We start from the raw sequence: 21,479 nt of genomic DNA, 5'->3' as shown, positions 1-21,479 counted from the left end.
CATGCAGGATCAAATCGAAACCTCGGCCGAGGCCGCCGAAGCCGCAGCTTTGCCGCGCTGCTACGAAGTGCATTCCGACCCCGAAGCAAAGTCAGGCGCAAAAGACCTGCCTGGCCCGTTGCAAAAGCCGGTCGAAACGAAAAGCCCCGCGCAGTGGGCTTATGAGCGGCTGATTCTCTATATCCAGAATTTCGAAAAGACGCTGACCGGCGACCAAGAGGTCGCGATGGGATTCACCGGCGGCGACGCAGGCGTCATGCGGATCGAGGGGATGGGGTATTTCGATCCCGATATCATCACCTTTTACGGGTCCGATGCGACCGGCGCGCGCACTCAGCTTGTACAACATGTCAGCCAGTTGAACGTGATGCTGCGGGCCCTGCCCAAATCGGTTGAGGATAAACCAGCCAACCGGATCGGGTTCCGTCTGGCGGCGGATCTGGAAGAAAGCTGATCACCTGACTTGCAATTCACGTCTGCGCAGCCTTGAATGAGTTTACCATTCAAGGGGGCCTCACGTGACCACTTTCTCTGCCGTTACAAGTGCCTACAAAGGATCGTGGGCCCGCCGCCGTGTATTTGTGCCTATCTATCTTGTTGTGCGCCTGCTGTTGGTTGCGCTGATTGCGCCCGGCGTGGCGATCACGGTGAATCTTGCCGTATCGCTATCCAACCAGACGGCGCTGACTGATCAGGCGATCGCTGCATTCATCCTCTCACCTGCCGGGTTTATTGCGGCCGTTGTGGTTCTCAGCCTGTTTCTACTGGCCGAGGTGTTTGTCTTCTCGGTCATGGCCGGGTCGCTGCGGATGGCAGAGCCGGACCCATGGCGCGCTGGCAGTTCTTCGATCAGGCTGATCCTGTCGCGGCTTCCATCCCTGTTCGGGTTTGCCGTGCGCTTTGTTGTGCGGGTTTTGCTGTTGGTTCTGCCCTTTGCGATCGTTTCTGCCGTGATCGCGTGGTGGACGCTGACTGAATATGACATCAACTATTATCTGACATTCCACCCGCCCTCATTCTGGGTGGCTGTGGTGTTGATCGGGGCGGTTGCGCTGGCTATGGCCTGGGTGCTTATCCGACGCCTGTCAGCCTGGGCTTTGTCGTTGCATTTGGTTTTGTTCGAGGGCGTTCACCCCGGACATGCGTTTGGCATCAGCGCCAGTCGGATGGAAGGTAAGCGCGGACGCCTCAAGATAGAGCTGGCCATCTGGCTGGCTGTGCGCCTTATCATCGCCGCCGTGATCGCCTGGTTGGCCGGGCTTTTGTTCGCGCTGGTGCCGCTGCAAGGCGCAGCCAACCTGAGATTGGCCCTGATTTACAGCCTCGCCGTTGCCGGTATCTGGTCACTGGCCGGACTGGTATTGGCAGCCACGGCTTTGGGCGCACTGGCAGTGCTGCTCGATGGGTTCTTTGATATCCAGACATCAGAACCAACCCCTCCAAAGCCGCGCAACCTGCGCAGAACAATGGTCACGGCTGTTGGGGCCGCCATCGTTGCTGTTCTTGTTGGGATATGGTTCGGGCAGCACCTTCTGGAAAGGGTGCAGGCACCGGACCGCGCAGAGGTTATCGGTCATCGCGGCGCTGCCGCGCTGAAGCCCGAAAACACGATGGCCTCGGTTCTCAAGGCGATTGAGGACGGGGCCGACTGGGTTGAGATCGACGTGCAGGAAACAGCGGATGATGTAGTCATCGTCGCCCATGACAGTGATTTCATGAAACTGGCCGGTGTTAACCTAAAGGTGTGGGATGCCACGATGGAGGATATCGATCAGATCGACATCGGCAGCTGGTTTGGCCCTGAATACGCAGATGAGCGGACGCCGACGCTGCGTGACGTGCTGGAGGCCGCGAAGGGCAAGGCCAAGGTCATTATCGAACTGAAATACTACGGCCACGACGTAGACCTTGAGAATCGGGTTGTCGCTCTGGTCGAAGAGATGGGCATGCAGGACGACATTGCGACGATGTCCCTGAAGTACCCGGCAGTGCAAAAGATGAAGAAGATTCGCCCCGACTGGCGCGCCGGAGTTCTGGCCGCGACTGCTGTGGGTAATCTCTCAGGTCTCGAAGGTGATTTTGTTGCGGTGAACGCCGCGATGGCGACGCCGGGTTTGGTCAATTCGGTCCATGCGGCGGGTAAGGACATCTATGTTTGGACAGTGAATGATCCGCTGCAAATGTCGGCGATGGCGTCGATGGGGGTGGATGGGCTGATCACGGACCGACCAGCGATGGCGAATGAAATTCTGCGTGTGCGCGCCGAAATGGGGCCGGCAGAGCGTTTGTTGCTATGGCTGGCGACGACCTTTGGCATGTCCTTTGATACTGAGGCGATGCGCGATGAAAGCCCTTAAACTGGCAGCAATCCTTTTGTTGAGTGCCGCGCCAGCCTCCGCGCAAGACGTCATGCGCAGCTTTGAGTTGCCCGCGCATCGCTCCCTGATGGCAGAGCGCAGCAACGCAGAGTTGACTCCGTTTGAAACGGATGGCTGTTCGGGTGGTCTTTCGGCCAGCTGGCGTTTTGTGGCGGATACATTTCCCAGCTTTCGGGGACTGTATGAGGCGCACCCACCGTGGGAATACTGCTGTGTGACCCATGATCGCGCCTATCATCATGCGGGCGGCGCTTTGCGGGCCGAAGACAGCTATGACGCGCGCTTGTCCGCGGACGACACCTTGCGTGCTTGCGTCAAACAGCATGGAACAGACCATGCCGAGGAATATGCCGAGCGCTATGACATGACGGCCGAACAAATCCGTACTGCTCATTCTGTCACGGCCGAGGCGATGTACGCGGCGGTCCGATTTGGCGGCGGCCCCTGTTCGGGCCTGCCCTGGCGTTGGGGTTTTGGGTATCCGGGGTGCTCGGTGTTCCCACCTTTGGCCCCTGCGCGCGAATGACGTGGTGACAGGCCCCGGATTTTCCATTATCCAACATTTCAAACACGCGAATTAGGATTCTGAGACTCATGGCTGAACACAAGCACGGCGAAATGGATATCACTGTTCAAACCAAAACCTTTGATGGGTTCGTCAAAGCCACCACATGGTGTGTGGTTGCCATCGCCCTCCTTTGCCTGTTCCTGGCGGTCTTCGCCGCATAATCCAATACGGGGTTGACCTTGATCCGGATTTTGATTGCCTGCCTGCTGGCAGCAACTGTTGCTGGCTGCACGGGATCGCAGCGCCCGCAAGCCGACCGGGCCGAGGTCGTTGCCCGATCCTATCGTGATCCGGGGCCTTCGACCCTGACGCTGTATACGATGATCAGCACGCGCACCGGGTCTGGTGCCCATACTTCGTTGATGATCAGCGGCAGCGAGCGGGTGATCTTTGATCCTGCGGGGTCTTTCCGCGCAGATGTGGTTCCGATCAAGGACGACGTACTGTACGGTATCACCCCGAATGTCGAGCGCGCCTATCGCAGCTCGCACGCGCGCGAGACACATTATGCGCGTATCCAGACGATTCAAGTCAGCCCGCAACAGGCTGAGATCGCATTGCAGCTGGCCAAGCAATCCGGTCCGGTCGCAGGTGCCTATTGTGCGAATTCCACCGCGTCGCTGCTGAAGCAGGTTCCGGGGTTCGAACAGATCGACGTGACCTTTTTTCCGGTCAAGCTGTCGGATCAATTCGGTCAGCTTCCGGGTGTTGTGACAACGGAGTATCGTGAGAACGACGATGCCGACCTGCAAAAAGGTCTGGCCGCCAACAATGCGGCACTGAACCAACTGGAAACGGTCTCAACCCAATAAGTACAGCAACCCGTACAGTGTTGCGGCGCCGCTGAAGATTGCTGCCAGCACATTCTTTGTGATCACTCCAACGCTTAGCGCAACCGCGGCGGCCGCCATCCGTGGAATGTCGGGCTGCCCTTCAGTTGCGGTTGGCCAAACAACCAGCGGTGCAATCAGGGCTGGCAGGATGGCGACAGCGGTATAGCGCAAGTGGCGCAACAGCCAGGGAGGCATCGGACGATCCCCGACGAGGCCGATAAAGACAAACCGCAAACTATAACTGCCAATGGCAAGTCCAATGATGATGGACCAGATCGTGACCGGATCAACAGGGGTCATTGTGTGGCCTTTTTGCGTTCGGCGAACAATTCGGCCTGAGCGCCGGCCATCATGCCGGCACATCCGGCAATCAGCAGGCCCAGATTGTATGGGATGCCAGCGGTCATCAAAGAAACGACAATGGCCACCAGCGCAGCCACCACATGGGGCAGGGTGCGCATCATCGGCCCGATCATTGCCAGAAATGTAATCGGCAAGGCAAAGTCCAGCGCCCAGCTTTCGGGAATGCGCGTGCCAAGAACCGCGCCCAGATAGGTCGCAAATATCCATAGCGGCGTGATGGGGGTGACCGAGCCCACGAAATAAGCCATGCGCTGGGGCACCGTCATCCTGGGTTCTTTTTCAAACTGCACGATTGAACAGGCGTAAGATTGATCGACGGTCAGGTAGGCGGCACAGGCCCGCTGCCACATCGGCGCAGCGCCCAGATAGGGCGTCAGTGACGCTGAATACATCGCCATCCGCAGGTTCACCGCCAGGGCAGAAACAAGAATAATGGCCGTCGGCGTCTGATCCTGCAGCAATTGCAGCGCGGCAAACTGCGCAGCACCCGCAAAGACAGTGGACGTGAAGGCCATGGTTTGCACGATATTCAACCCGGCCTCGGTCGCGAAGACGCCGAACAGGGTGCCGAACGGGATCGCCACAAAAATGAACGGGGTCCCGTCGCGAAAACCCCTCCAGAAGTATGACTTGGATGTGGTGTCTGCCATGGCTAAATCCTATGGTGATCCCCGCAGCAGTAGCGGTCTTGGGAAAGGGTTGCAATTGGCCACGGAACAGAACCAGTCAGGCTACATCATCGCCCCAGATCCCGGTGCGCCCCGCCTGACCCGCGCCGTTGAAGGCGTGGACCAGAATGGTGAGGTCAGCGAGATCTCGGTGGTCGAGGAACGCCCGCTGACGATTTTCCTGAATTCGCAAGAGATCGTGACGGCGATGACGATCGGTGACTACCCCGAGTATCTGGCGCTGGGGTTCCTGCGCAATCAGGGGATGCTGCTGGTCGATGACGACATCACGCGCGTCGATTACGATGAAGATCTGGAAACCGTAGTGGTACGCACTGCGCGCGAGACCTCGTATGAGGACAAACTGAAGAAAAAGACCCGAACCAGCGGCTGTGCGGTCGGCACGGTGTTCGGTGACATGATGGAAGGATTGGAGAACGTGCGCCTGCCGCAGGTCTCGGTCCGCACGTCGTGGCTCTATGATCTGGCGGCCAAGATCAACCGTACCCCGTCGCTGTATCTTGAGGCCGGGGCGATCCACGGTACAGTGCTGTGTCACGAGAACCGCCCGTTGGTCTATATGGAAGACGTGGGCCGCCACAACGCGGTCGACAAGATCGCGGGTTGGATGCTGTCAGAAGGTGAGGGGGCTGAAGACAAAATCCTCTACACCACTGGACGCCTTACCTCGGAAATGGTGATCAAGACCGCGATGATGGGCATCCCGGTTCTGGCGTCTCGATCGGGCTTCACCGCATGGGGCGTAGAGATCGCTCGCGAAGTCGGACTGACATTGATCGGCCGTATGCGTGGGCAGCGCTTTGTATGTCTTTCAGGCGAAGACCGACTGATGCGTGATGTGGATCCAGCGACTGTGGCGGTCGAAGATAAGAAACACAAAAGGAAAAGTTCCCAGTCCTGAAATCCGTTGGGTAACCAGTCGTTCTGAGAAAACTCTGCAAGTTCCAGAAGATATACACTAAGGTGGAGCAACTCAGAGTGGAATTTTGGATGGTTGCCACGTAGGGAAGCTATGGAATTAATCAGTTTAATTGCACCGGTCTTCGCGGTGATCTTGACGGGGTACGTGTTTTCTTGGACGAATCTTCTGGGTGAAGACACGTCAGAATCTCTGGTGCAGTTTGCGGTTTACGTCCTGATCCCCGCCATCATGTTTTACCTGATTGGTCAGGAGGAGTTTGAGAACCTTCTGAACTACGGTTTCTACGTGTCGTATGGCGGTACGATACTGGCTCTTTTTGCCGTCCTGTTCATCGGTTTGAAAGCGCTGACGAGTTTTCAGGTCGGATCAGCAACCGTATTGGCCTTTGCTGGCGTTGCCTCGAACACAGCGTTGGTTGCGTTGCCCATCCTTCATTCGATTTTTGGATCAAAGGGGGCGCTGCCGGCTGTATTGGCAAATCTGGTGGTCGCCATTCTGCTGTTGATCATGACCACCATTCTAGAAACCTCGGCCGGGCACAAGGCAAGCGCCAAGACACCAATTTACAAGATCCTTCTTAATGTTTTGAAAAACCCGATAATCGCGGCAACGTTGTTGGGCGTTCTTTACTCTTTCACAGGTATTGGGTTTTCTGACGCCGTCTCGGATTATTTAGAGCTTATGAGCCAGGCGCTTGCAGCTGTTGCGCTGTTTGCGATCGGGTTTACCACAAGTGTTCGCACAATTGTTCGGACTGGACCGATGATCCTGTTTTTGACGGTAGTAAAACTTCTCGTTGTTCCGGGGGTGGTGCTGATTGCTGGGCATTTGATTGGGCTGGATCCGCTTTGGATCATTGCGGCGACGGTCTCTGCAGCAGCGCCCACGGCGAAGAGCATCTTTTTGCTGGCCAAACATTATGATCAGGAGCCGCAACTCGCCGCTCACATCGTGTCGGCGACCTCGTTCCTGGCGGTCGGGACTTTGATCCTGTGGCTGTTTGTCCTGCATCATCTGCATCCTACCGCGTTCCAATTGAATTGAGTTCGCTCTACAAAGTTGCGATCTATTGATCACTTGGATGCAAGCAACAAGGTGCAGCAATGAACACCCCTTTGGGCGTAATCCTCGCAGGCGGCCTCGCCACCCGAATGGGTGGGGGCGACAAGGGTCTGTTGCAGATCGGAGGCCAAAGCCTGCTGTCTCATGTCATTGACCGATTTGGCCCGCAGGTCGATGGTCTGGCGCTGAACGCCAATGGCGACCCCGAGCGGTTCGCCGATCTGAACCTGCCGGTTCTGCCCGATACCATCGAAGGTTTCGCCGGGCCTTTGGCGGGTGTGCTGGCGGGGCTCGACTGGGCTGCTAAGCAAGGCGCCGACAGCATAGTCACAGCCGCCGCCGACACGCCGTTTTTTCCACGCGATCTTGTGGCGCGGCTGACCGACGCTGCCCAAGGGCAAACACATCCTCTGGTGCTGGCCACCACGCCGCGCACCGGGGATGAGGCTTTGAAATCCGGCGGCGGCAATCGGGTCAACCGACACCCCACTTTTGGCCTTTGGCCTGTCGCGCTGCGCGATGATCTGCGGGATGCCTTGAATGACGGGCTGCGCAAGGTTGTGCTGTGGACCGACAAACATGACGGTCGTGAAGCTTTGTTTCCTGCGGAACCTTTCGATCCCTTCTTCAACGTCAACACGCCCGACGATTTGGCGCGGGCGCAAAAGCTGCTGGAGCAGGCATGAGGGTTTACGGCGTCACCGGCTGGAAAAACGCAGGCAAGACCGGCCTAGTGGAGCGGTTAGTGACCGAGATAACCGGGCGCGGCTTTTCAGTTTCGACGGTCAAACATGCCCATCACGCGGTCGATGTCGACCAGACCGGCACCGATAGCTTCCGCCATCGAGAAGCCGGTGCGTCCGAGGTGCTGTTGGCATCCGGCAAGCGCATTGCGGTGATGCAGGAACTGCGCGGGGCACCTGAGCCGCCTTTGGCTGATCTTCTGGCTCGGCTGCTTCCGGTCGATCTCGTACTGATCGAAGGTTTCAAACGAGAAAGCCACCCCAAGGTCGAAGCGTTTCGTGCCGAGGCCGGCAATGCGTTGATGGCCCCGGAAAACAGTACGATCCGCGCTGTCGCCAGCGATACGCCCCTGCAGGTACAGGTTCCGGTGTTTGATCTGGACAACACCGCCGCAGTCGCGGATTTCATCTTGAAAGAGGTCGGATTATGACGCCGCCAAACATCACGCCTCCGCCCCTGCGAAATGATTGTTTTGCCTTGCCTGCCGGGGTCAACTGGACACCAGTGGACGACGCGCTGGCCTTGTTGCGATCTCGGTTGACGGTGGTGACTTTGGTCGAAACGGCTTTGATCGGGCAGGCTGTGGGGCGGATACTGGCAGAAGACGTTTTTGCGAAACGTTCAAACCCACCGCAGCCAAACACGGCCGTGGATGGTTATGGGTTTTCCGGGGCCGCCCCCGTGGGTCCCCAAGTGATGCCGCTGCAGGATGGGCGCGCTGCGGCTGGTATTCCGTTTGATGGCGCGGTGCCACACGGCAAGGCACTGCGCGTGTTGACCGGCGCAGCGCTGCCTACCGGTGTGGATACGGTCATACTGGAAGAAGACGTGACCGTTCAGGATGGTCACATCGCCTTTCACGGCCCGCTGAAACAGGGCGCCAATACCCGCAAAGCTGGCGAAGACGTGGCCGAGGGCGATTTGGTTCTGCCTACCGGGCGCAGATTGACCCCTGCTGACATGGCCCTTTTGTCGGCCACCGGGATATCCGAGGTCGCGGTACGCAAGACGCTGCGCGTTGCGGTTCTCTCGACCGGGGATGAGCTGGTCGAGCCTGGAAACTCTGCCGGACCCGGCCAAATATTTGACGCCAACCGTCCGATGCTGTTGTCGATGATCGCGCGACTGGGCTATGAGCCGGTGGATATGGGGCGCGTGTCCGACGACCGGGAAGATCTGCGTGACAGGCTGGACAAGGCGTCAGAACAGGCCGACGTCATTCTGACCAGCGGCGGCGCGTCCGCCGGGGATGAAGATCATGTCTCAGCCCTATTGCGAGAGGCCGGTGCGATGCAGGAGTGGCGCATTGCGCTAAAGCCCGGCCGCCCATTGGCGCTGGGTATGTGGAACGAAACGCCCGTATTTGGCCTGCCGGGTAATCCCGTCGCAGCCAAAGTCTGTACGTTGATCTTTGCCCGACCTGCACTGGGTCTGATGGCGGGCGAGGGCTGGTCCGAACCGCAGGCGTTCAATTTGCCTGCTGGTTTCGAAAAACGAAAAAAACCGGGGCGGCGCGAATACTTGCGCGCCCGTGTCCGAGACGGTCAGGTCGAGGTTTTTGCATCGGAAGGATCGGGTCGTATCAGCGGCCTTAGCTGGGCCGAAGGGCTGGTCGAGATTCAGGATGGCGCATGTCACATCAGGCCGGGTGATCTGGTGCGGTTCATTCCTTATGGCAGCTTTGGGTTGTGATCAGTCAAATGTACCCGCGACGCGCCCAAGCAGCATGAAAGCGCGGGCGGTTCGTGTGTCGCCCAATGCAGTCAGGTCCGCGTCGCTGGCAACCGGTTCAAATTCAACGATCATGTGATCAAAACGGCGTAGGAAATGATGCACGGCGTCCCGGAATATCGGGTCCTGCTTCATCCGCGCTGCCGTCAGTGCCAGCGAAGACCGGTCCCTGATCCCGCCCAACGCGGCAACCGCGCGGCCGCGCGCGCCCTGTGCGAACTGTCGCCAGATTTCGGGACGCGCCATATCCGGGCGCAGATCGTCCATATAGATGCCTTCCTGGCTCAGCAGTGTAAGCACGTCCTGCGAAGCCTGCACCAGTTGGGCGGTCTTGCGATCCCGTAGCGCCAGCCTGAGGGCATCGAACCCTTCGGCGTCATCCTGTGTTTCAGGAAAGTTCAGCGCCCGAATGAAGGTATCGGTCGTCAATGGCGGCGCGATATCTTCGGCCGGAGTGCCCAGTTCCAAAGATGTCTGGTCGCCTGTGGCAACTGATGCTTCGCCGCGAACCGGCTCGGTCCGTTTCGACGAAAACGTCGCCAGCGCGGTTTCTGCTTTTTTGGCGGTCTCGGCGATTTCGTCCAGCTTTTTGCTGACACCGGGTTCTTGCAAACTGGCGGCGCGCTGTTGCTGAATCACGTAAGCCTGACGGATTGCATCTATTGCGGTCTGCAGCCGGGCGCTTTCCTCGCGCATGACGCGGCTGGCGCGCATAGCCATAGCGGCGACCCAAATCATCGCCACCGGCATGAAAACAGCCAGCAGAGTCACGGCGAATCCGCCGCCATCGACCTTGTCGGGAAGCACCAGAAACACAATCGACACGATCAGCCAAACCACGCTAAGCGCGACGGCAACGATCTCGATCTCGGTTACCGAAGGATGCGAAGGCTTGTCATATATCCCCAAAGGGGTTGGCCGTTCGGGATCTTGTTCGGGATTGGGCTCTGACATGGTCAAGGCTCCGGTCAGGCATACTCGATACTTAGAACTTCATAGGACCGCACACCGCCGGGGGTGCGTACTTCGACACTGTCGCCTTCTTCCTTGCCGATCAATGCCCGCGCGATGGGGGATTTGATATTCAGCAGGCCTTTTTCAATGTTGGCTTCGTATTCGCCAACAATCTGCCAGGTCTTTTCCTCGTCAGTGTCTTCATCCACCAGGGTGACCTTTGCGCCAAATTTGATCGCGCCGTTCAGTTTGGCGGGGTCGATCACATCGGCCAGCGACAGAATGCCTTCCAGCTCTTTGATGCGCCCTTCGATGAAGCCCTGCTTTTCGCGGGCTGAATGATACTCGGCGTTTTCCTTCAGGTCGCCCAGCTCGCGCGCTGTGGCAATAGCTTCGATGATCGCCGGGCGCTCGACCGATTTGAGGTTCTTCAGCTCCGCCGCGAGAGCGGCATTGCCCGTAGGCGTCATTGGAATCTTTTCCATGTTCTTGTCGTCCACGCATAAATTGTTTCGCCCCGCCGCATGAGACAAGCGTCGGGGCGAATTGATGGGTCGTCGAATACCTGACCCAAATGAGGCGTGAATTGCAAGGGGGCTTGGTCGCGCAACGCGCGGATTACGGCCTATGGTGATCGGGAAAAGCCTGAATCGCCAATACCCTGCCGCGCTTCGCGCCCTCCGGGCATTGACGATGAAGATTCTATCAGGTGCTTCCCAGAACACCTTAATCGTAGCTAATCACTTCGAATTCGATGTCATTGTCGTCATTGAAATAGAACCGCCGACCCGGTTCGTAATCAGCATGGGACTTCGGCGTGAAGCCGGCGTCGATCACCTTTTTCTCGATCGCGTCGATGTCTTCGACCAGAACACCCACATGGTTCAGCCCGCCGACGATGTCATAGCTACTTTCCCCGGACGGTTGTGGATCGCTGGGCGCGTAAAGCGCCAGATAGGTGTGCTTGGAGCCCACGTGGACCGTGTAGCCGCCTGCAATTGCCGGGCCTTCCCAGCGTGTTTTCCAACCAAATACCTTGTGCATCCACGCAGCCGAAGCTTGCGGGTCGCGAACGGTGAAATTGGTGTGTTCAAGTGTCGCCATCATGGGATCTCCTTCGTGTTTTGAGGCTTGTCCCGACTCACCATAATTCCTAAACCTAACTTTAGATCAAGAGATTCTTCAGGAGGATGTGATGGCAGCTTCGGAAGGGTTGGCAATTGGCGCGTTGGCCCGGCGCACAGGCTTGGCCGTTTCGGCGATCCGGTACTATGAGGCGCAAGGTCTGATATCACCCTGGCGCAATGCGGGCGGGCAGCGGCGATATCAGCGTGCAGACATCAGACGGCTGAGTTTTGTGATGATTGCACAGCAGTTCGGTTTGACTCTGCCCGAGATTCGCGAGGTACTGTCTGGCCTGCCCGGAAACCGCACGCCAACACCGAAGGATTGGCAGGACATCAGCAAAGGGCTGAGGGCCCATCTGGACCAGCGAATCGATACCCTGACGCGTTTGCGCGACAATTTGGATGGCTGCATCGGCTGCGGGTGTCTCAGCCTGCCGAAATGCGCCCTCTACAACCCGGATGACCGCGCAAAATCCCATGGTAGCGGTCCCAGGTACCTGATGGGAGACTCACCCGAGGCATAACTGCCGCATTGCAGCAAAGTTACGCCGTGTTTTGATTGACCAAGGTGTTTGCGACCATGTAATCAGCCGAGAAACAAAATTGCGCAGAGCATGCAGTGAAAGCGCCAATTCGGAAAGTTAGCTAGGGAGCCCGCGATGGCCGAGATTGAACGCGAAGCAATGGAATACGACGTGGTGATCGTGGGTGCAGGCCCCGCGGGCCTGTCGGCGGCCATCCGTCTGAAACAGCTGGATGCCGACCTGAACGTCGTGGTTCTGGAAAAGGGCTCGGAAGTGGGCGCACATATCCTGTCGGGCGCGGTTCTGGACCCTTGCGGGCTGGACGCACTGATCCCGGACTGGAAAGAAAAAGGCGCGCCGCTGAACGTGCCGGTGCATGAAGATAACTTCTACATGCTGGGCGAGGCGGGCAAGATTCGCATTCCCAACTTCCCAATGCCGCCGCTGATGAACAACCACGGCAACTACATCGTTTCGATGGGTAACGTTTGCCGCTGGATGGCTGAACAGGCGGAAGAGCTGGGCGTGGAAATCTTCCCCGGCATGGCGTGTTCGGAACTGGTTTATGGCGACAATGGCGAAGTCAAAGGCGTCGTCGCCGGTGTCTTCGGCCTAGAGCCTGATGGATCATACGGGCCGCAAACCGAGCCTGGCATGGAACTGCATGGCAAGTACGTCTTCCTGTCGGAAGGTGTGCGCGGTTCGCTGTCCAAGGAAGTGATCGCCAAGTATGACCTCTCTGCTGGCAAAGAGGTGCAGAAATACGGCGTGGGCATGAAAGAGATCTGGGAGATCGACCCGGCCAAGCACAAGGAAGGCTCGGTCACGCATACGATGGGTTGGCCGCTGGGCAGCAACGCGGGCGGCGGGTCGTTCATCTATCATCTTGAAAACAATCAGGTCTACGTCGGTTTCGTGGTTCACCTGAACTACAAGAACCCACACCTGTACCCCTACATGGAATTCCAGCGTTTTAAGCACCACCCGATGGTGGCCGAGCTGCTGAAAGGCGGCAAGCGCGTCGCTTACGGCGCCCGTGCCATCACCGAGGGTGGTTATCAGTCAATGCCCAAGCTGGTTGCGCCGGGCGTGGCTCTGTTGGGTTGTTCCGCAGGCATGGTCAACGTGCCGCGCATTAAGGGCAACCACAACGCGATGTTGTCGGGCAAAGCGGCGGCTGAAGCGGCGTTTGACGCCATCAAGGCCGAACGTTCGGGTGATGAACTGACCGCCTATGAAACCGACGTGCGCGAAGGTGCAATTGGCGCAGATCTGAAGAAGGTGCGCAACGTCAAGCCGCTGTGGTCGAAATACGGCCTGACCGCCAGCCTGATGTTGGGCGGCATGGACATGTGGACCAACACGCTGGGCTTTTCGCTGCTGGGCACGCTGGGTCACGGCAAGAACGATGCTGAATCGACCGAAGAGGCCAGCAAGCACAAGCCCATCGATTATCCAAAGCCCGATGGCAAACTGTCCTTTGATCGTCTGACCAACGTGTCCTTTGCGATGACCAACCATGAGGAAAGCCAGCCTTGCCACCTGAAGCTGGCTGATCCGGAAATCCCGGTCAAAGTAAACATGCCCAAATACGATGAACCGGCGCAGCGCTATTGCCCGGCAGGCGTGTACGAGATGGTCGAGGATGAAGATGGCGCGCGATTCGTCATCAACTTCCAGAACTGCGTCCACTGCAAAACCTGCGACATCAAGGACCCCAGTCAGAACATCACCTGGACCACGCCGCAGGGCGGGGATGGACCGAACTATCCCAACATGTAAGCGAAAACATGGGCAATGGCGGGGTCGTGAAGGCTCTGCCATTGCCTCTTTCCGGTCAAAGCCCTAGCTTGTTGTCCAGTCAACGATAGCAAGGCAGGATTTTGGTGGCTTCCCTCGTTCGTCGCGCGGCATTTGCCGCGCTTTTAACCTCGTCATTTGCATTCCCGGCGCTGTCGGACTCTGGCTCTGGGTCGTATTTGGCCGGGCGTCAGGCGATTTATCAAAGCGATTATATTTCTGCCGAGAAATATTATGCGCAGGCCCTGCGCGCCGACCCTGAAAATGGCAAACTTCTGGAAAACGTCGTTGTAGCGCGTCTTGCATTGGGTGAGATTGGGCGCGCGCTGCCGGTTGCGCAGTCAATTGAGGCGCTTGAACTGCCAAGTCAGGCGGCAAAGATGGTCATCATGGCCAACCTGATTGACGACGGAAAGCTGGATGAGCTGCTTGCTCGTGATCCTGAAACCCAAGGCGTTGGGCCATTAGTAGATGGTTTGATTCTGGGTTGGGTCTATGTGGCGCAAGGTGCCATGACCAAAGCGATGGAAAAGTTCGACGAGGTCGGCACCCAGGAGGGGCTTCTGGAATTCGCGCTTTACCACAAGGCGTTGGCGCTGGCGTCGATTGGTGACTTCGAAGGGGCTGAAGAGATTTTTGCGGCAAACAACGGAGCGGTGTCGCGGTTCTCGCGCCGCGCGGCCTTGGCCCGGACCGAAGTTCTGTCGCAGCTGGACCGCAACGAAGACGCCCTGCAATATCTGGAAGACGTTTTTGCGGCGGGTAGCGACCCATCCATCGAAGGTTACGTGGCGCGTTTGAAGGCGGGTGAAACGTTGCCGTTTACGCACATACAGTCGGCGCAGGACGGTATGGCTGAAGTGTTCTTCGCTGTCGGTGCCGCGCTCAGCAGTGAGGCGTCACAGGATTATGTGCTTCTCTATGCCCGGATTGCTGCGTTCCTGCGTTCCGACCACGTGGACGCAATCCTTCTGAGTGCCGAATTGCTGGATGCGCTGGAACAATATGACCTGGCCGTCGAAGCCTATCGCATGGTGCCGTCCACCAGCAGCGATTACCACGCGGCCGAGTTGGGCCGGGCCGAAGTTCTGAGCCGTTCGGGAAAAACGGATGCAGCCGCCGAAGTTCTGCATAACCTCGCGGCGCAAAGCCCCAGCCTGCCCAGTGTGCATGTAGCCCTGGCTGATCTGCAACGGCGGCAAGAAAACTATGTCGATGCCGTTGGGACCTATGACACTGCTATCGAACTGACCGAGCAGGGTGTCAGCGGCAACTGGTTTTTGTATTACGCCCGCGGTATCTCGCATGAACGTCTCAAGCACTGGGAAGCGGCTGAGGCCGATTTCCGTCGCGCGCTGGAACTGAACCCTGATCAACCACAAGTTCTGAACTATTTGGGCTACTCGCTGGTCGAACGGCAGGAAAAGCTGGACGAAGCACTGAACATGATCGAACGCGCTGTCGCGGCGCGCCCCGACAGCGGCTATATTGTCGACAGTCTGGGATGGGTTTTGTTCCGATTGGGCCGCTACGACGAAGCTGTCGCTCATATGGAGCGTGCGGTCGAACTGATGCCGGTTGATCCTGTGGTAAATGACCACCTTGGCGATGTCTATTGGGCCGTGGGCCGCGCGCGCGAAGCTGAATTTCAGTGGAAGCGTGCTCTGTCCTTTGTTGATCCCGACGACACAGATGGTGAGGCCGACCCCGAGCGCATTCGTCGCAAGATTGAGGTGGGCTTGGACGCGGTCTTGGCCGAAGAAGGCGCCGATCCATTGAAAGTCGCCAATGGCAATTGAGGGTTTCGCGCCCGCCAAGATCAACCTGACCCTGCATGTGACCGGCCGACGCGATAATGGATATCATCTGCTGGACTCTCTCGTAGTGTTTGCAGATGTCGGGGATAAGCTGGAATTCACGCCGGGGCCAGAGCTGTCGCTGTCAATCGCCGGTGAACACGCCAAGGGCGTTCCGGCGGACGACCGAAATCTAGTCTGGAAAGCCGCCGCCGCCGCTGGATGGACCGGGCATATCAACCTGAACAAAGCGCTGCCCCACGGTGGTGGCATTGGCGGCGGATCATCCGACGCCGCGGCGACACTGCGCATGATCGCAGATCAGGGTGTAGCTATCCCCAGCGAAACTGCCCTGACCCTTGGTGCGGATGTGCCGGTTTGCATGATGGCAAGGGCCACCCGGATGCGGGGCATCGGCGAGCGGTTGCAGCCGGTCTCATTGCCGCAATTGCCCGCGCTTTTGGTCAATCCCGGTGTCGAAGTCCCAACCGGCGCCGTATTCTCTGCTTTGCAGAGCCGCGACAACCCGCCAATGCCTGATGATATCCCGATCTTTGAGACGTCTGAGGCATGCGCGGATTGGCTGCGGGAACAACGCAATGACTTGGAGCCACCGACAAAGAGTATCGCACCCGAGGTTGCCCGGGTGCTGGATGATCTGTCGGATACGAAAGATGTTCTGCTGGCTCGGATGTCAGGTTCGGGTTCGACCTGTTTTGCGCTCTACCCAACCATGAAAGCCGCCCATTTCGCAGTTTACGAGATTGGCGCTGCGCACCCCGATTGGTGGTGCCGCGCCACGCAGCTTAATTGAGGCGCGAAACCACGTAGTCAGCCAGATCGCGCAGCAACGACCGGATCTCGTGATTCGGCAGCGCATCCAGCGCGGTCTTGGCTTTGGTGGCCCACCCAAATGCATCCGACCGTGTGGCGTCCAGCGTGCCGTATTTGTTCATCAGGCTCAGCGCATGGTCCAGATCGCCGTCTTCCTGACGGCCTCGACCAATTGTACGCTCCCAAAAGGCGTGCTCTTCCGGGGTGGCCTGTGCGATGGCTTTGATGACGGGCAAGGTCAGTTTGCGCTCGCGGAAGTCGTCGCCGACATTCTTGCCGGTTGCCTTGCTGTCACCCTGATAATCCAACAGGTCATCGGCAATTTGGAACGCAATTCCCAGCGCATCGCCGTATTCGTATAGCGCCTTGACCTGATCCTCAGCCGCGCCAGCAATCACGCCGCCTACCTCGGTTGCAGCGGAGAACAGCGCGGCGGTCTTACCGCGCACGACCTGCAGGTAAATGGCCTCGGAAGTGCCCAGATCGGTGGCTGCGGTCATCTGCAGCACTTCGCCCTCGGCGATGGTGGCCGAGGCATTGGCCAGAATGTCCAGCACCCGCAGCGACCCGGTTTCAACCATCAGCTGGAAACTGCGGGAAAACAGGTAGTCGCCGACCAGAACGCTGGATTTATTGTCCCACAACAGGTTCGCCGTGGGACGGCCACGCCGCTGGGCGCTTTCATCAACGACATCGTCGTGCAACAGGGTCGCGGTATGAATAAATTCGACTGTCGCGGCCAGTCGCACGTGATGATCACCCGGATAGCCAAACATCCGGGCTGCCGCCAGCGTAAGCATTGGGCGCAGACGCTTGCCGCCTGCTTCAACCAGATGCGCAGTCACTTCCGGGATGCGCGGTGCGTGTTCCGACGCCATGCGCGTACGGATCAACTGGTTTACGGCATCCAATTCGCCGTCCAGAATCTCGGCCAGGCGCTCATGCGGTTTCGAGATCGTGTCGATGTTCATCACTCTCCTGATACAAGGCTCGACTTCCGCCTTGCCTTGCCCTTACATCCATCCCCATGAAAGAACTTTTGCGCAGCACCGATCCGACGATTCTGGCCTTTGCTTCCGCCCTTCTTGAGGGCGAGGATATAGACTGCTTTCAGATGGACGTAAATATGAGCATCCTCGAAGGAGGCATAGGAATCTTTCCGCGCCGCCTGATGGTGCGAGCCGATGACCTGACCCGCGCAGAACGGGTAATGCGCGACAACGAAATCCCTCTGGGCAGATGAACCTGTTTTCCGATAGTGAATTGACCCAAAATGATTTTCTGGGCGGGCGTGTGCGTTTGTTGCAGCCGCGCGCAGGATATCGCGCGGGGGTTGACCCGGTTTTGCTGGCAGCGGTCGTCCCGGCGACACGTGGTCACACCGTGTTGGAACTGGGCTGTGGCGCGGGTGCCGCGATCCTGTGCCTGCTGGCCCGCGTGCCGGGTCTGCAGGCCGTTGGGGTCGAGTTACAGGCAAGCTATGCAGAATTGGCACGCCGAAACGCCGCGGAAAATGACGCGCCGCTGGAGGTAGTCGAGGCCGATATCAGTGCATTGCCAGCTACGCTCAAACAGCGGCAATTCGATCATGTACTCGCAAACCCGCCTTATTACCGTGCTGGCGCGCATAGCCCGGCCGATGACACGGGGCGTAGTATTGCATTGGGCGAGCAAACGCCTTTGGAGACATGGATTGACTGCGCGGCCAAGCGCCTCGCGCCTCGCGGGTACTTGCATATGATCCAGAAAGCCAACCGTCTTCCCGACATATTGATGGCATGCGAAGGGCGATTGGGATCGGTCGAAATCCTGCCGCTGGCTGCCAGAGCCGGTCGTAAGGCCGAACTGGTAATTTTACGGGCCAGAAAGGGTGGCCGCGCCGATTTTCAGCTGCATGCGCCGGTCGTTTTACACGACGGGGATCGGCACGAACGTGATGGGGAAAGTTATACGCCAAAGGTCTCCGACGTATTGCGCGAAGGGGCCTCGCTGCCGGGGTTTTCTGATCAATAGGCATTAACCAGCCGAATTTGTCGGATTTATTACAGATTCTGTGCGTCTGCGGCGTGACAGGCTGGAAACGATGTGGTCAACTTCTTACGTGAACCTGAGACACCAACGAAGGAGTATCGCCATGAGCGTGAGCGCACATCTGACCGAACTGAAGAAAAAGCACGAAACTCTCGGTCTTGAAGTTGAACAAGCCCAACGCGCGCCAGGTATCGATGATCTCCATATCGCTCAACTCAAAAAACAAAAACTAAGGCTAAAAGAAGAGATCGAACGCCTGTCAGCCTAGGTTTTCATACTCGCCCGCGCGGCAATGGCCGCGCCGCCAGTAATCAATAGGGCCGCGATCGCCAGACCCCAGGACGGGGCGGCGATCCCGGCCACAACCAAAGCTAGCGTAGACAACAAGGGTGCCGCGTACGACGCCGTCCCCAAGAGCTGTATGTCGCCTTGCTTGACCCCGATATCCCAGACATAGAACGCCAACCCCACCGGCCCCAGGCCCAGTGCGATCACGGACGTCCAGCTAAAGGCACTGTCAGGCCAGACGGTATCTTCGACAGCAAGGTGCAGCAAACTGGATGCTATGGCGGTCGCAATACAGAAAACGGCGACAGAGCTAGTTGGCGTATCGCCCAGCCGACGCGACAGGACCGAGTATCCAGACCACGTCAACGCGCATAACAAGGCCAAGGCGTAGCCGGGCAGGTGGTCGGTCTGAAACCCTGTGCTGCCGCCTCCGGCGATGATCACGGCAGCCCCTGCAAACCCCAGACATGCGCCGAACAAATGTCCGATGCGCAGGTGTTCGCCCGGCAAAAGCCCGGAAAACAACACGATGAGCAACGGCCAGAGATATGCGATCAGACCAGCCTCGGCCGCCGGGGCCATGCGAAGGGCCGAGAAATATAGCGCGTGATAGCCGAACAACCCGATTGTGCCGAACAGATAGGTAGTCCACGGCACGTCCCGCAATTGCCGCAACCCACCGCTGCGCCAAGTCCAGATCAGGCCAAGTGTTCCACCAATCGAAAAGCAGATTGCATTCAGCAACAGTGGCGGCGTGGGGGATGACCCGACGGTGAACAAGGCCAGCAGCGACCACAGCAAGACGGCGGCAAACCCGATGGCTGTAGCGCGCGATTTGGTCATAGGCTTTGAACCTCTTGGACCGGGATGATGTTGAATTCGTCCGAGATATGCGCGGTCTTTTCGATCTCGGCCATGAACCAGTCGCGGAAGGCGGCGATTTGGGGCCTATTTTCTGCACCTGGCAAGCACAGAAACCGAAACCGGCCTTGTGTTTCGATAGCCGTTTTGAACGGAGCAACAAGACGTCCCTCGGTAAGGTCCTTCAAGATCATAGCCCGGCGACCCAGTACCACGCCAACGCCCGCAACCGCTGCATCAATTGCGTGGTCTGCGTTCGAAAAATGCGCGCCATGCGTTGGGGCATATTCCACTCCGACCGCGCGGAACCAGGTCGGCCAATCGCTGGGCGGTTGTAGGAACGCAATCGAATCGTCAAAGATCAATGGTGCGTCCCGCAGGCTGTCGGGGGTGGGGAATTGCTCGGCCAGATCTGGTGTCATCACCGGTGTCAGCCATTCCTTGCGAACTTGCAGGGAATACAATCCTTCATCCCCCCCGTAACCAAATCGAATGGCCACATCCACGTCATCACGTTCAAGATCCATAATCCGCAACGTTGCCGAGAATTTCAGGTCAATCTCGGGATGCGCCCGTGCAAATTCATACAGGCGCGGTGCCAGCCATTTGGCTGTCAGCGCCGGGCCTGCTGTCACGGTCAGCGAGGTATCGTTGCCCTGTCGGCGCGCAGCTTGCCATGCCGTCTGCAGTGCGGCGAATCCTTCGGCCGCGCCGGGGGCAAGGGCGCGTCCGGCCTCGGTCAGCTCAACCGCGCGGTTCAAGCGGTGAAACAAGGGCCGGCCCAGATGTTCCTCCAGTGACTTGATCTGGAAAGACAGGGCTGCCGGGGTCACGCGCAACTCCTCTGCGGCTTTGGCAAAGGACATGTGGCGTGCTGCTGCGTCGAAGGCACGCAGGGCAGTTAGCGGGGGAAGGTAATCGCTCATCAATACGCAAGAATATCTTAACTGAAACCCAAAGAAAGCTCGTTTGTCGCCTTTCTTGATAAGGCGCATATTGGGTTCAAGTCAAACATAGCTGAACTGAAAGGATGACTGCCATGATCGAAATGACGACCAACCCCGCAGCTGCCCGCGCCTTTCAGCGGGCCCATGCTGAACGTGGCAAGATGATCAAACACGCCCTTATGTGGCTATTCGGTTCCCGCTGAGCGCAGCGCGCGCGTTCTTACGGGATAAAAAAGGGCCGGTCCGAAATGGACCGGCCCGTTGTCTTTTCTACGCTTCAAATCAGACGAAGAATTGCGCACCGTTGGCCGAGATGGTCGAGCCATTGATGAACTGAGAATCGTCGGATGCCAGGAACGCCACGCAGCGCGCGATTTCTTCGGGCTCACCCAGGCGACCTGCTGGGATCTGGCCGATAATGGATTCGCGGACTTTTTCAGGAACAGCCATCACCATCTCGGTTGCGATATAGCCGGGGCAGATCGCGTTGGCGGTAATGCCTGCACGCGCGCCTTCCTGCGCCAGCGATTTCACGATGCCCAGATCGCCTGCTTTGGTCGCGGCATAGTTCACCTGAGCGAACTGGCCCTTCTGACCATTGATCGAGCTGATGACGATGACGCGGCCGAACTTACGCTCGCGCATGCCGTTCCAGACAGGGTGCACTGTGTTGAACACGCCGGTCAGGTTGGTGTCGATTACCTGGTGCCACTGTTCGGGGGTCATCTTGTGGAAGGGTGCGTCGCGAGTGATGCCCGCGTTTGCAACCACGATGTCGATCGCGCCAACCTCGGCTTCGACTTTTTCAATTCCGGCTTTGGATTCGTCGTAATCAGCGACGTTCCACTTGTAGGTGGCGATGCCGGTCTCTTCGGTGAACTTCGCGGCGGCTTCGTCGTTCCCCGCATAGGTGGCTGCAACATTGTACCCTTCGGCCTTGAGCGCCTTGGAAATTGCTGCGCCGATGCCGCGAGAGCCGCCGGTAACGAGTGCTGTACGTGCCATTTAGGAATCCTCCAATTAAAGT

26 protein-coding genes are annotated in these 21,479 nt (G+C 58.2%); 17 read left to right on the top strand and 9 right to left on the bottom strand.

Annotated elements, in window-relative coordinates; genetic code table 11:
• Position 1 precedes the first annotated feature (1 nt).
• The 5 genes from AC2FI8_RS10870 to AC2FI8_RS10850 all read left to right on the top strand — a co-directional run bounded on the left by AC2FI8_RS10870 (position 2) and on the right by AC2FI8_RS10850 (position 3,758).
• Positions 2-454 (top strand): DUF6173 family protein, encoded by a 453-nt coding sequence (locus AC2FI8_RS10870; protein ID WP_058273581.1) that lies wholly within the window; start codon positions 2-4, stop codon positions 452-454.
• 64 nt (positions 455-518) lie between these two features.
• A complete protein-coding gene (locus tag AC2FI8_RS10865; RefSeq protein WP_496778970.1) occupies positions 519-2,357 on the top strand; it encodes a glycerophosphodiester phosphodiesterase in 1,839 nt (612 codons plus the stop codon).
• The gene (locus AC2FI8_RS10860) at positions 2,344-2,904 is read left to right on the top strand and encodes a hypothetical protein (protein WP_496767609.1); all 561 of its coding nucleotides are present in this window, start codon (positions 2,344-2,346) and stop codon (positions 2,902-2,904) included. The genes AC2FI8_RS10865 and AC2FI8_RS10860 overlap by 14 nt, the downstream gene beginning before the upstream one ends.
• A gap of 68 nt (positions 2,905-2,972) precedes the next feature.
• On the top strand, positions 2,973-3,107 hold the full coding sequence (locus AC2FI8_RS10855) for an aa3-type cytochrome c oxidase subunit IV (protein WP_058273578.1): 135 nt from the start codon (positions 2,973-2,975) through the stop codon (positions 3,105-3,107).
• 18 nt (positions 3,108-3,125) lie between these two features.
• The gene (locus AC2FI8_RS10850) at positions 3,126-3,758 is read left to right on the top strand and encodes a hypothetical protein (protein ID WP_472722817.1); all 633 of its coding nucleotides are present in this window, start codon (positions 3,126-3,128) and stop codon (positions 3,756-3,758) included.
• On the opposite strand, the gene AC2FI8_RS10845 is transcribed toward AC2FI8_RS10850, so the two are convergent.
• Positions 3,747-4,079, bottom strand: coding sequence for an AzlD domain-containing protein (locus AC2FI8_RS10845; protein WP_058273577.1), 333 nt, complete (start codon positions 4,077-4,079; stop codon positions 3,747-3,749). The genes AC2FI8_RS10850 and AC2FI8_RS10845 overlap by 12 nt on opposite strands.
• A complete protein-coding gene (locus AC2FI8_RS10840; RefSeq protein WP_496778968.1) occupies positions 4,076-4,792 on the bottom strand; it encodes an AzlC family ABC transporter permease in 717 nt (238 codons plus the stop codon). The genes AC2FI8_RS10845 and AC2FI8_RS10840 overlap by 4 nt, the downstream gene beginning before the upstream one ends.
• Here AC2FI8_RS10840 and AC2FI8_RS10835 point away from each other — a divergent pair.
• The 5 genes from AC2FI8_RS10835 (at position 4,791) to AC2FI8_RS10815 (ending at position 9,251) form a co-directional block, all read left to right on the top strand.
• Positions 4,791-5,732, top strand: coding sequence for a formate dehydrogenase accessory sulfurtransferase FdhD (locus tag AC2FI8_RS10835; RefSeq protein ID WP_496778966.1), 942 nt, complete (start codon positions 4,791-4,793; stop codon positions 5,730-5,732). The genes AC2FI8_RS10840 and AC2FI8_RS10835 overlap by 2 nt on opposite strands.
• Positions 5,733-5,843: 111 nt before the next feature.
• Positions 5,844-6,797 carry an AEC family transporter gene (locus tag AC2FI8_RS10830; RefSeq protein WP_496778964.1) on the top strand — a complete coding sequence of 318 codons (954 nt, stop codon included), beginning with the start codon at positions 5,844-5,846 and terminating at the stop codon, positions 6,795-6,797.
• 59 nt (positions 6,798-6,856) lie between these two features.
• On the top strand, positions 6,857-7,501 hold the full coding sequence (gene mobA / locus AC2FI8_RS10825) for a molybdenum cofactor guanylyltransferase MobA (protein WP_496778962.1): 645 nt from the start codon (positions 6,857-6,859) through the stop codon (positions 7,499-7,501).
• The gene (gene mobB, locus AC2FI8_RS10820) at positions 7,498-7,989 is read left to right on the top strand and encodes a molybdopterin-guanine dinucleotide biosynthesis protein B (protein ID WP_496778960.1); all 492 of its coding nucleotides are present in this window, start codon (positions 7,498-7,500) and stop codon (positions 7,987-7,989) included. The genes mobA and mobB overlap by 4 nt, the downstream gene beginning before the upstream one ends.
• Positions 7,986-9,251 carry a molybdopterin-binding protein gene (locus tag AC2FI8_RS10815; protein WP_496725798.1) on the top strand — a complete coding sequence of 422 codons (1,266 nt, stop codon included), beginning with the start codon at positions 7,986-7,988 and terminating at the stop codon, positions 9,249-9,251. Before mobB ends, AC2FI8_RS10815 begins: the two co-directional genes overlap by 4 nt.
• Here AC2FI8_RS10815 and AC2FI8_RS10810 read toward each other — a convergent pair whose 3' ends face one another.
• The 3 genes from AC2FI8_RS10810 to AC2FI8_RS10800 all read right to left on the bottom strand — a co-directional run bounded on the left by AC2FI8_RS10810 (position 9,252) and on the right by AC2FI8_RS10800 (position 11,351).
• Positions 9,252-10,244: a hypothetical protein gene (locus tag AC2FI8_RS10810; RefSeq protein WP_496778958.1), complete on the bottom strand. Its 993-nt coding sequence runs from the start codon at positions 10,242-10,244 to the stop codon at positions 9,252-9,254.
• Positions 10,245-10,258: 14 nt separating this feature from the next.
• Positions 10,259-10,729, bottom strand: coding sequence for a transcription elongation factor GreA (greA, locus tag AC2FI8_RS10805; RefSeq protein ID WP_496767595.1), 471 nt, complete (start codon positions 10,727-10,729; stop codon positions 10,259-10,261).
• Between the two features lie 241 nt (positions 10,730-10,970).
• The gene (locus tag AC2FI8_RS10800) at positions 10,971-11,351 is read right to left on the bottom strand and encodes a VOC family protein (RefSeq protein ID WP_282152501.1); all 381 of its coding nucleotides are present in this window, start codon (positions 11,349-11,351) and stop codon (positions 10,971-10,973) included.
• Positions 11,352-11,439: 88 nt separating this feature from the next.
• Here AC2FI8_RS10800 and soxR point away from each other — a divergent pair, with 88 nt between their 5' ends.
• From soxR to AC2FI8_RS10780, 4 genes are all read left to right on the top strand, one after another.
• Positions 11,440-11,895, top strand: a complete 456-nt coding sequence (gene soxR, locus AC2FI8_RS10795) for a redox-sensitive transcriptional activator SoxR (protein ID WP_496767593.1) — start codon at positions 11,440-11,442, stop codon at positions 11,893-11,895.
• A gap of 135 nt (positions 11,896-12,030) precedes the next feature.
• Positions 12,031-13,677, top strand: a complete 1,647-nt coding sequence (locus AC2FI8_RS10790; protein ID WP_282152499.1) for an electron transfer flavoprotein-ubiquinone oxidoreductase — start codon at positions 12,031-12,033, stop codon at positions 13,675-13,677.
• A gap of 104 nt (positions 13,678-13,781) precedes the next feature.
• Positions 13,782-15,494, top strand: a complete 1,713-nt coding sequence (locus tag AC2FI8_RS10785) for a tetratricopeptide repeat protein (protein WP_496778956.1) — start codon at positions 13,782-13,784, stop codon at positions 15,492-15,494.
• Positions 15,484-16,305 carry a 4-(cytidine 5'-diphospho)-2-C-methyl-D-erythritol kinase gene (locus AC2FI8_RS10780; protein WP_496778954.1) on the top strand — a complete coding sequence of 274 codons (822 nt, stop codon included), beginning with the start codon at positions 15,484-15,486 and terminating at the stop codon, positions 16,303-16,305. Before AC2FI8_RS10785 ends, AC2FI8_RS10780 begins: the two co-directional genes overlap by 11 nt.
• On the opposite strand, the gene AC2FI8_RS10775 is transcribed toward AC2FI8_RS10780, so the two are convergent.
• A complete protein-coding gene (locus AC2FI8_RS10775) occupies positions 16,298-17,296 on the bottom strand; it encodes a polyprenyl synthetase family protein (RefSeq protein ID WP_496778952.1) in 999 nt (332 codons plus the stop codon). The two genes, AC2FI8_RS10780 and AC2FI8_RS10775, sit on opposite strands and share 8 nt — an antisense overlap.
• A gap of 56 nt (positions 17,297-17,352) precedes the next feature.
• Between AC2FI8_RS10775 and AC2FI8_RS10770 the strand changes: the two genes are divergently transcribed.
• From AC2FI8_RS10770 to AC2FI8_RS10760, 3 genes are all read left to right on the top strand, one after another.
• Positions 17,353-17,568: a putative signal transducing protein gene (locus AC2FI8_RS10770; protein ID WP_037316655.1), complete on the top strand. Its 216-nt coding sequence runs from the start codon at positions 17,353-17,355 to the stop codon at positions 17,566-17,568.
• Complete coding sequence (locus AC2FI8_RS10765) at positions 17,565-18,338, top strand: tRNA1(Val) (adenine(37)-N6)-methyltransferase (protein ID WP_496778950.1); 774 nt, start codon at positions 17,565-17,567, stop codon at positions 18,336-18,338. Before AC2FI8_RS10770 ends, AC2FI8_RS10765 begins: the two co-directional genes overlap by 4 nt.
• 121 nt (positions 18,339-18,459) lie before the next feature.
• Positions 18,460-18,624: a YdcH family protein gene (locus AC2FI8_RS10760; protein WP_082649277.1), complete on the top strand. Its 165-nt coding sequence runs from the start codon at positions 18,460-18,462 to the stop codon at positions 18,622-18,624.
• On the opposite strand, the gene yddG is transcribed toward AC2FI8_RS10760, so the two are convergent.
• The 3 genes from yddG to phbB all read right to left on the bottom strand — a co-directional run bounded on the left by yddG (position 18,621) and on the right by phbB (position 21,457).
• Complete coding sequence (yddG, locus tag AC2FI8_RS10755) at positions 18,621-19,487, bottom strand: aromatic amino acid exporter YddG (RefSeq protein ID WP_058273561.1); 867 nt, start codon at positions 19,485-19,487, stop codon at positions 18,621-18,623. The genes AC2FI8_RS10760 and yddG overlap by 4 nt on opposite strands.
• Positions 19,484-20,431 carry a transcriptional regulator GcvA gene (locus AC2FI8_RS10750; protein WP_496707309.1) on the bottom strand — a complete coding sequence of 316 codons (948 nt, stop codon included), beginning with the start codon at positions 20,429-20,431 and terminating at the stop codon, positions 19,484-19,486. Before AC2FI8_RS10750 ends, yddG begins: the two co-directional genes overlap by 4 nt.
• Positions 20,432-20,734: 303 nt before the next feature.
• Positions 20,735-21,457 (bottom strand): acetoacetyl-CoA reductase, encoded by a 723-nt coding sequence (phbB, locus tag AC2FI8_RS10745; protein WP_109312925.1) that lies wholly within the window; start codon positions 21,455-21,457, stop codon positions 20,735-20,737.
• Positions 21,458-21,479: the final 22 nt, after the last annotated feature.

The sequence above is a fragment of the Ruegeria sp. CDSB029 genome (genome assembly GCF_059611125.1).
This window is presented reverse-complemented; position numbering and strand designations above follow the sequence as displayed.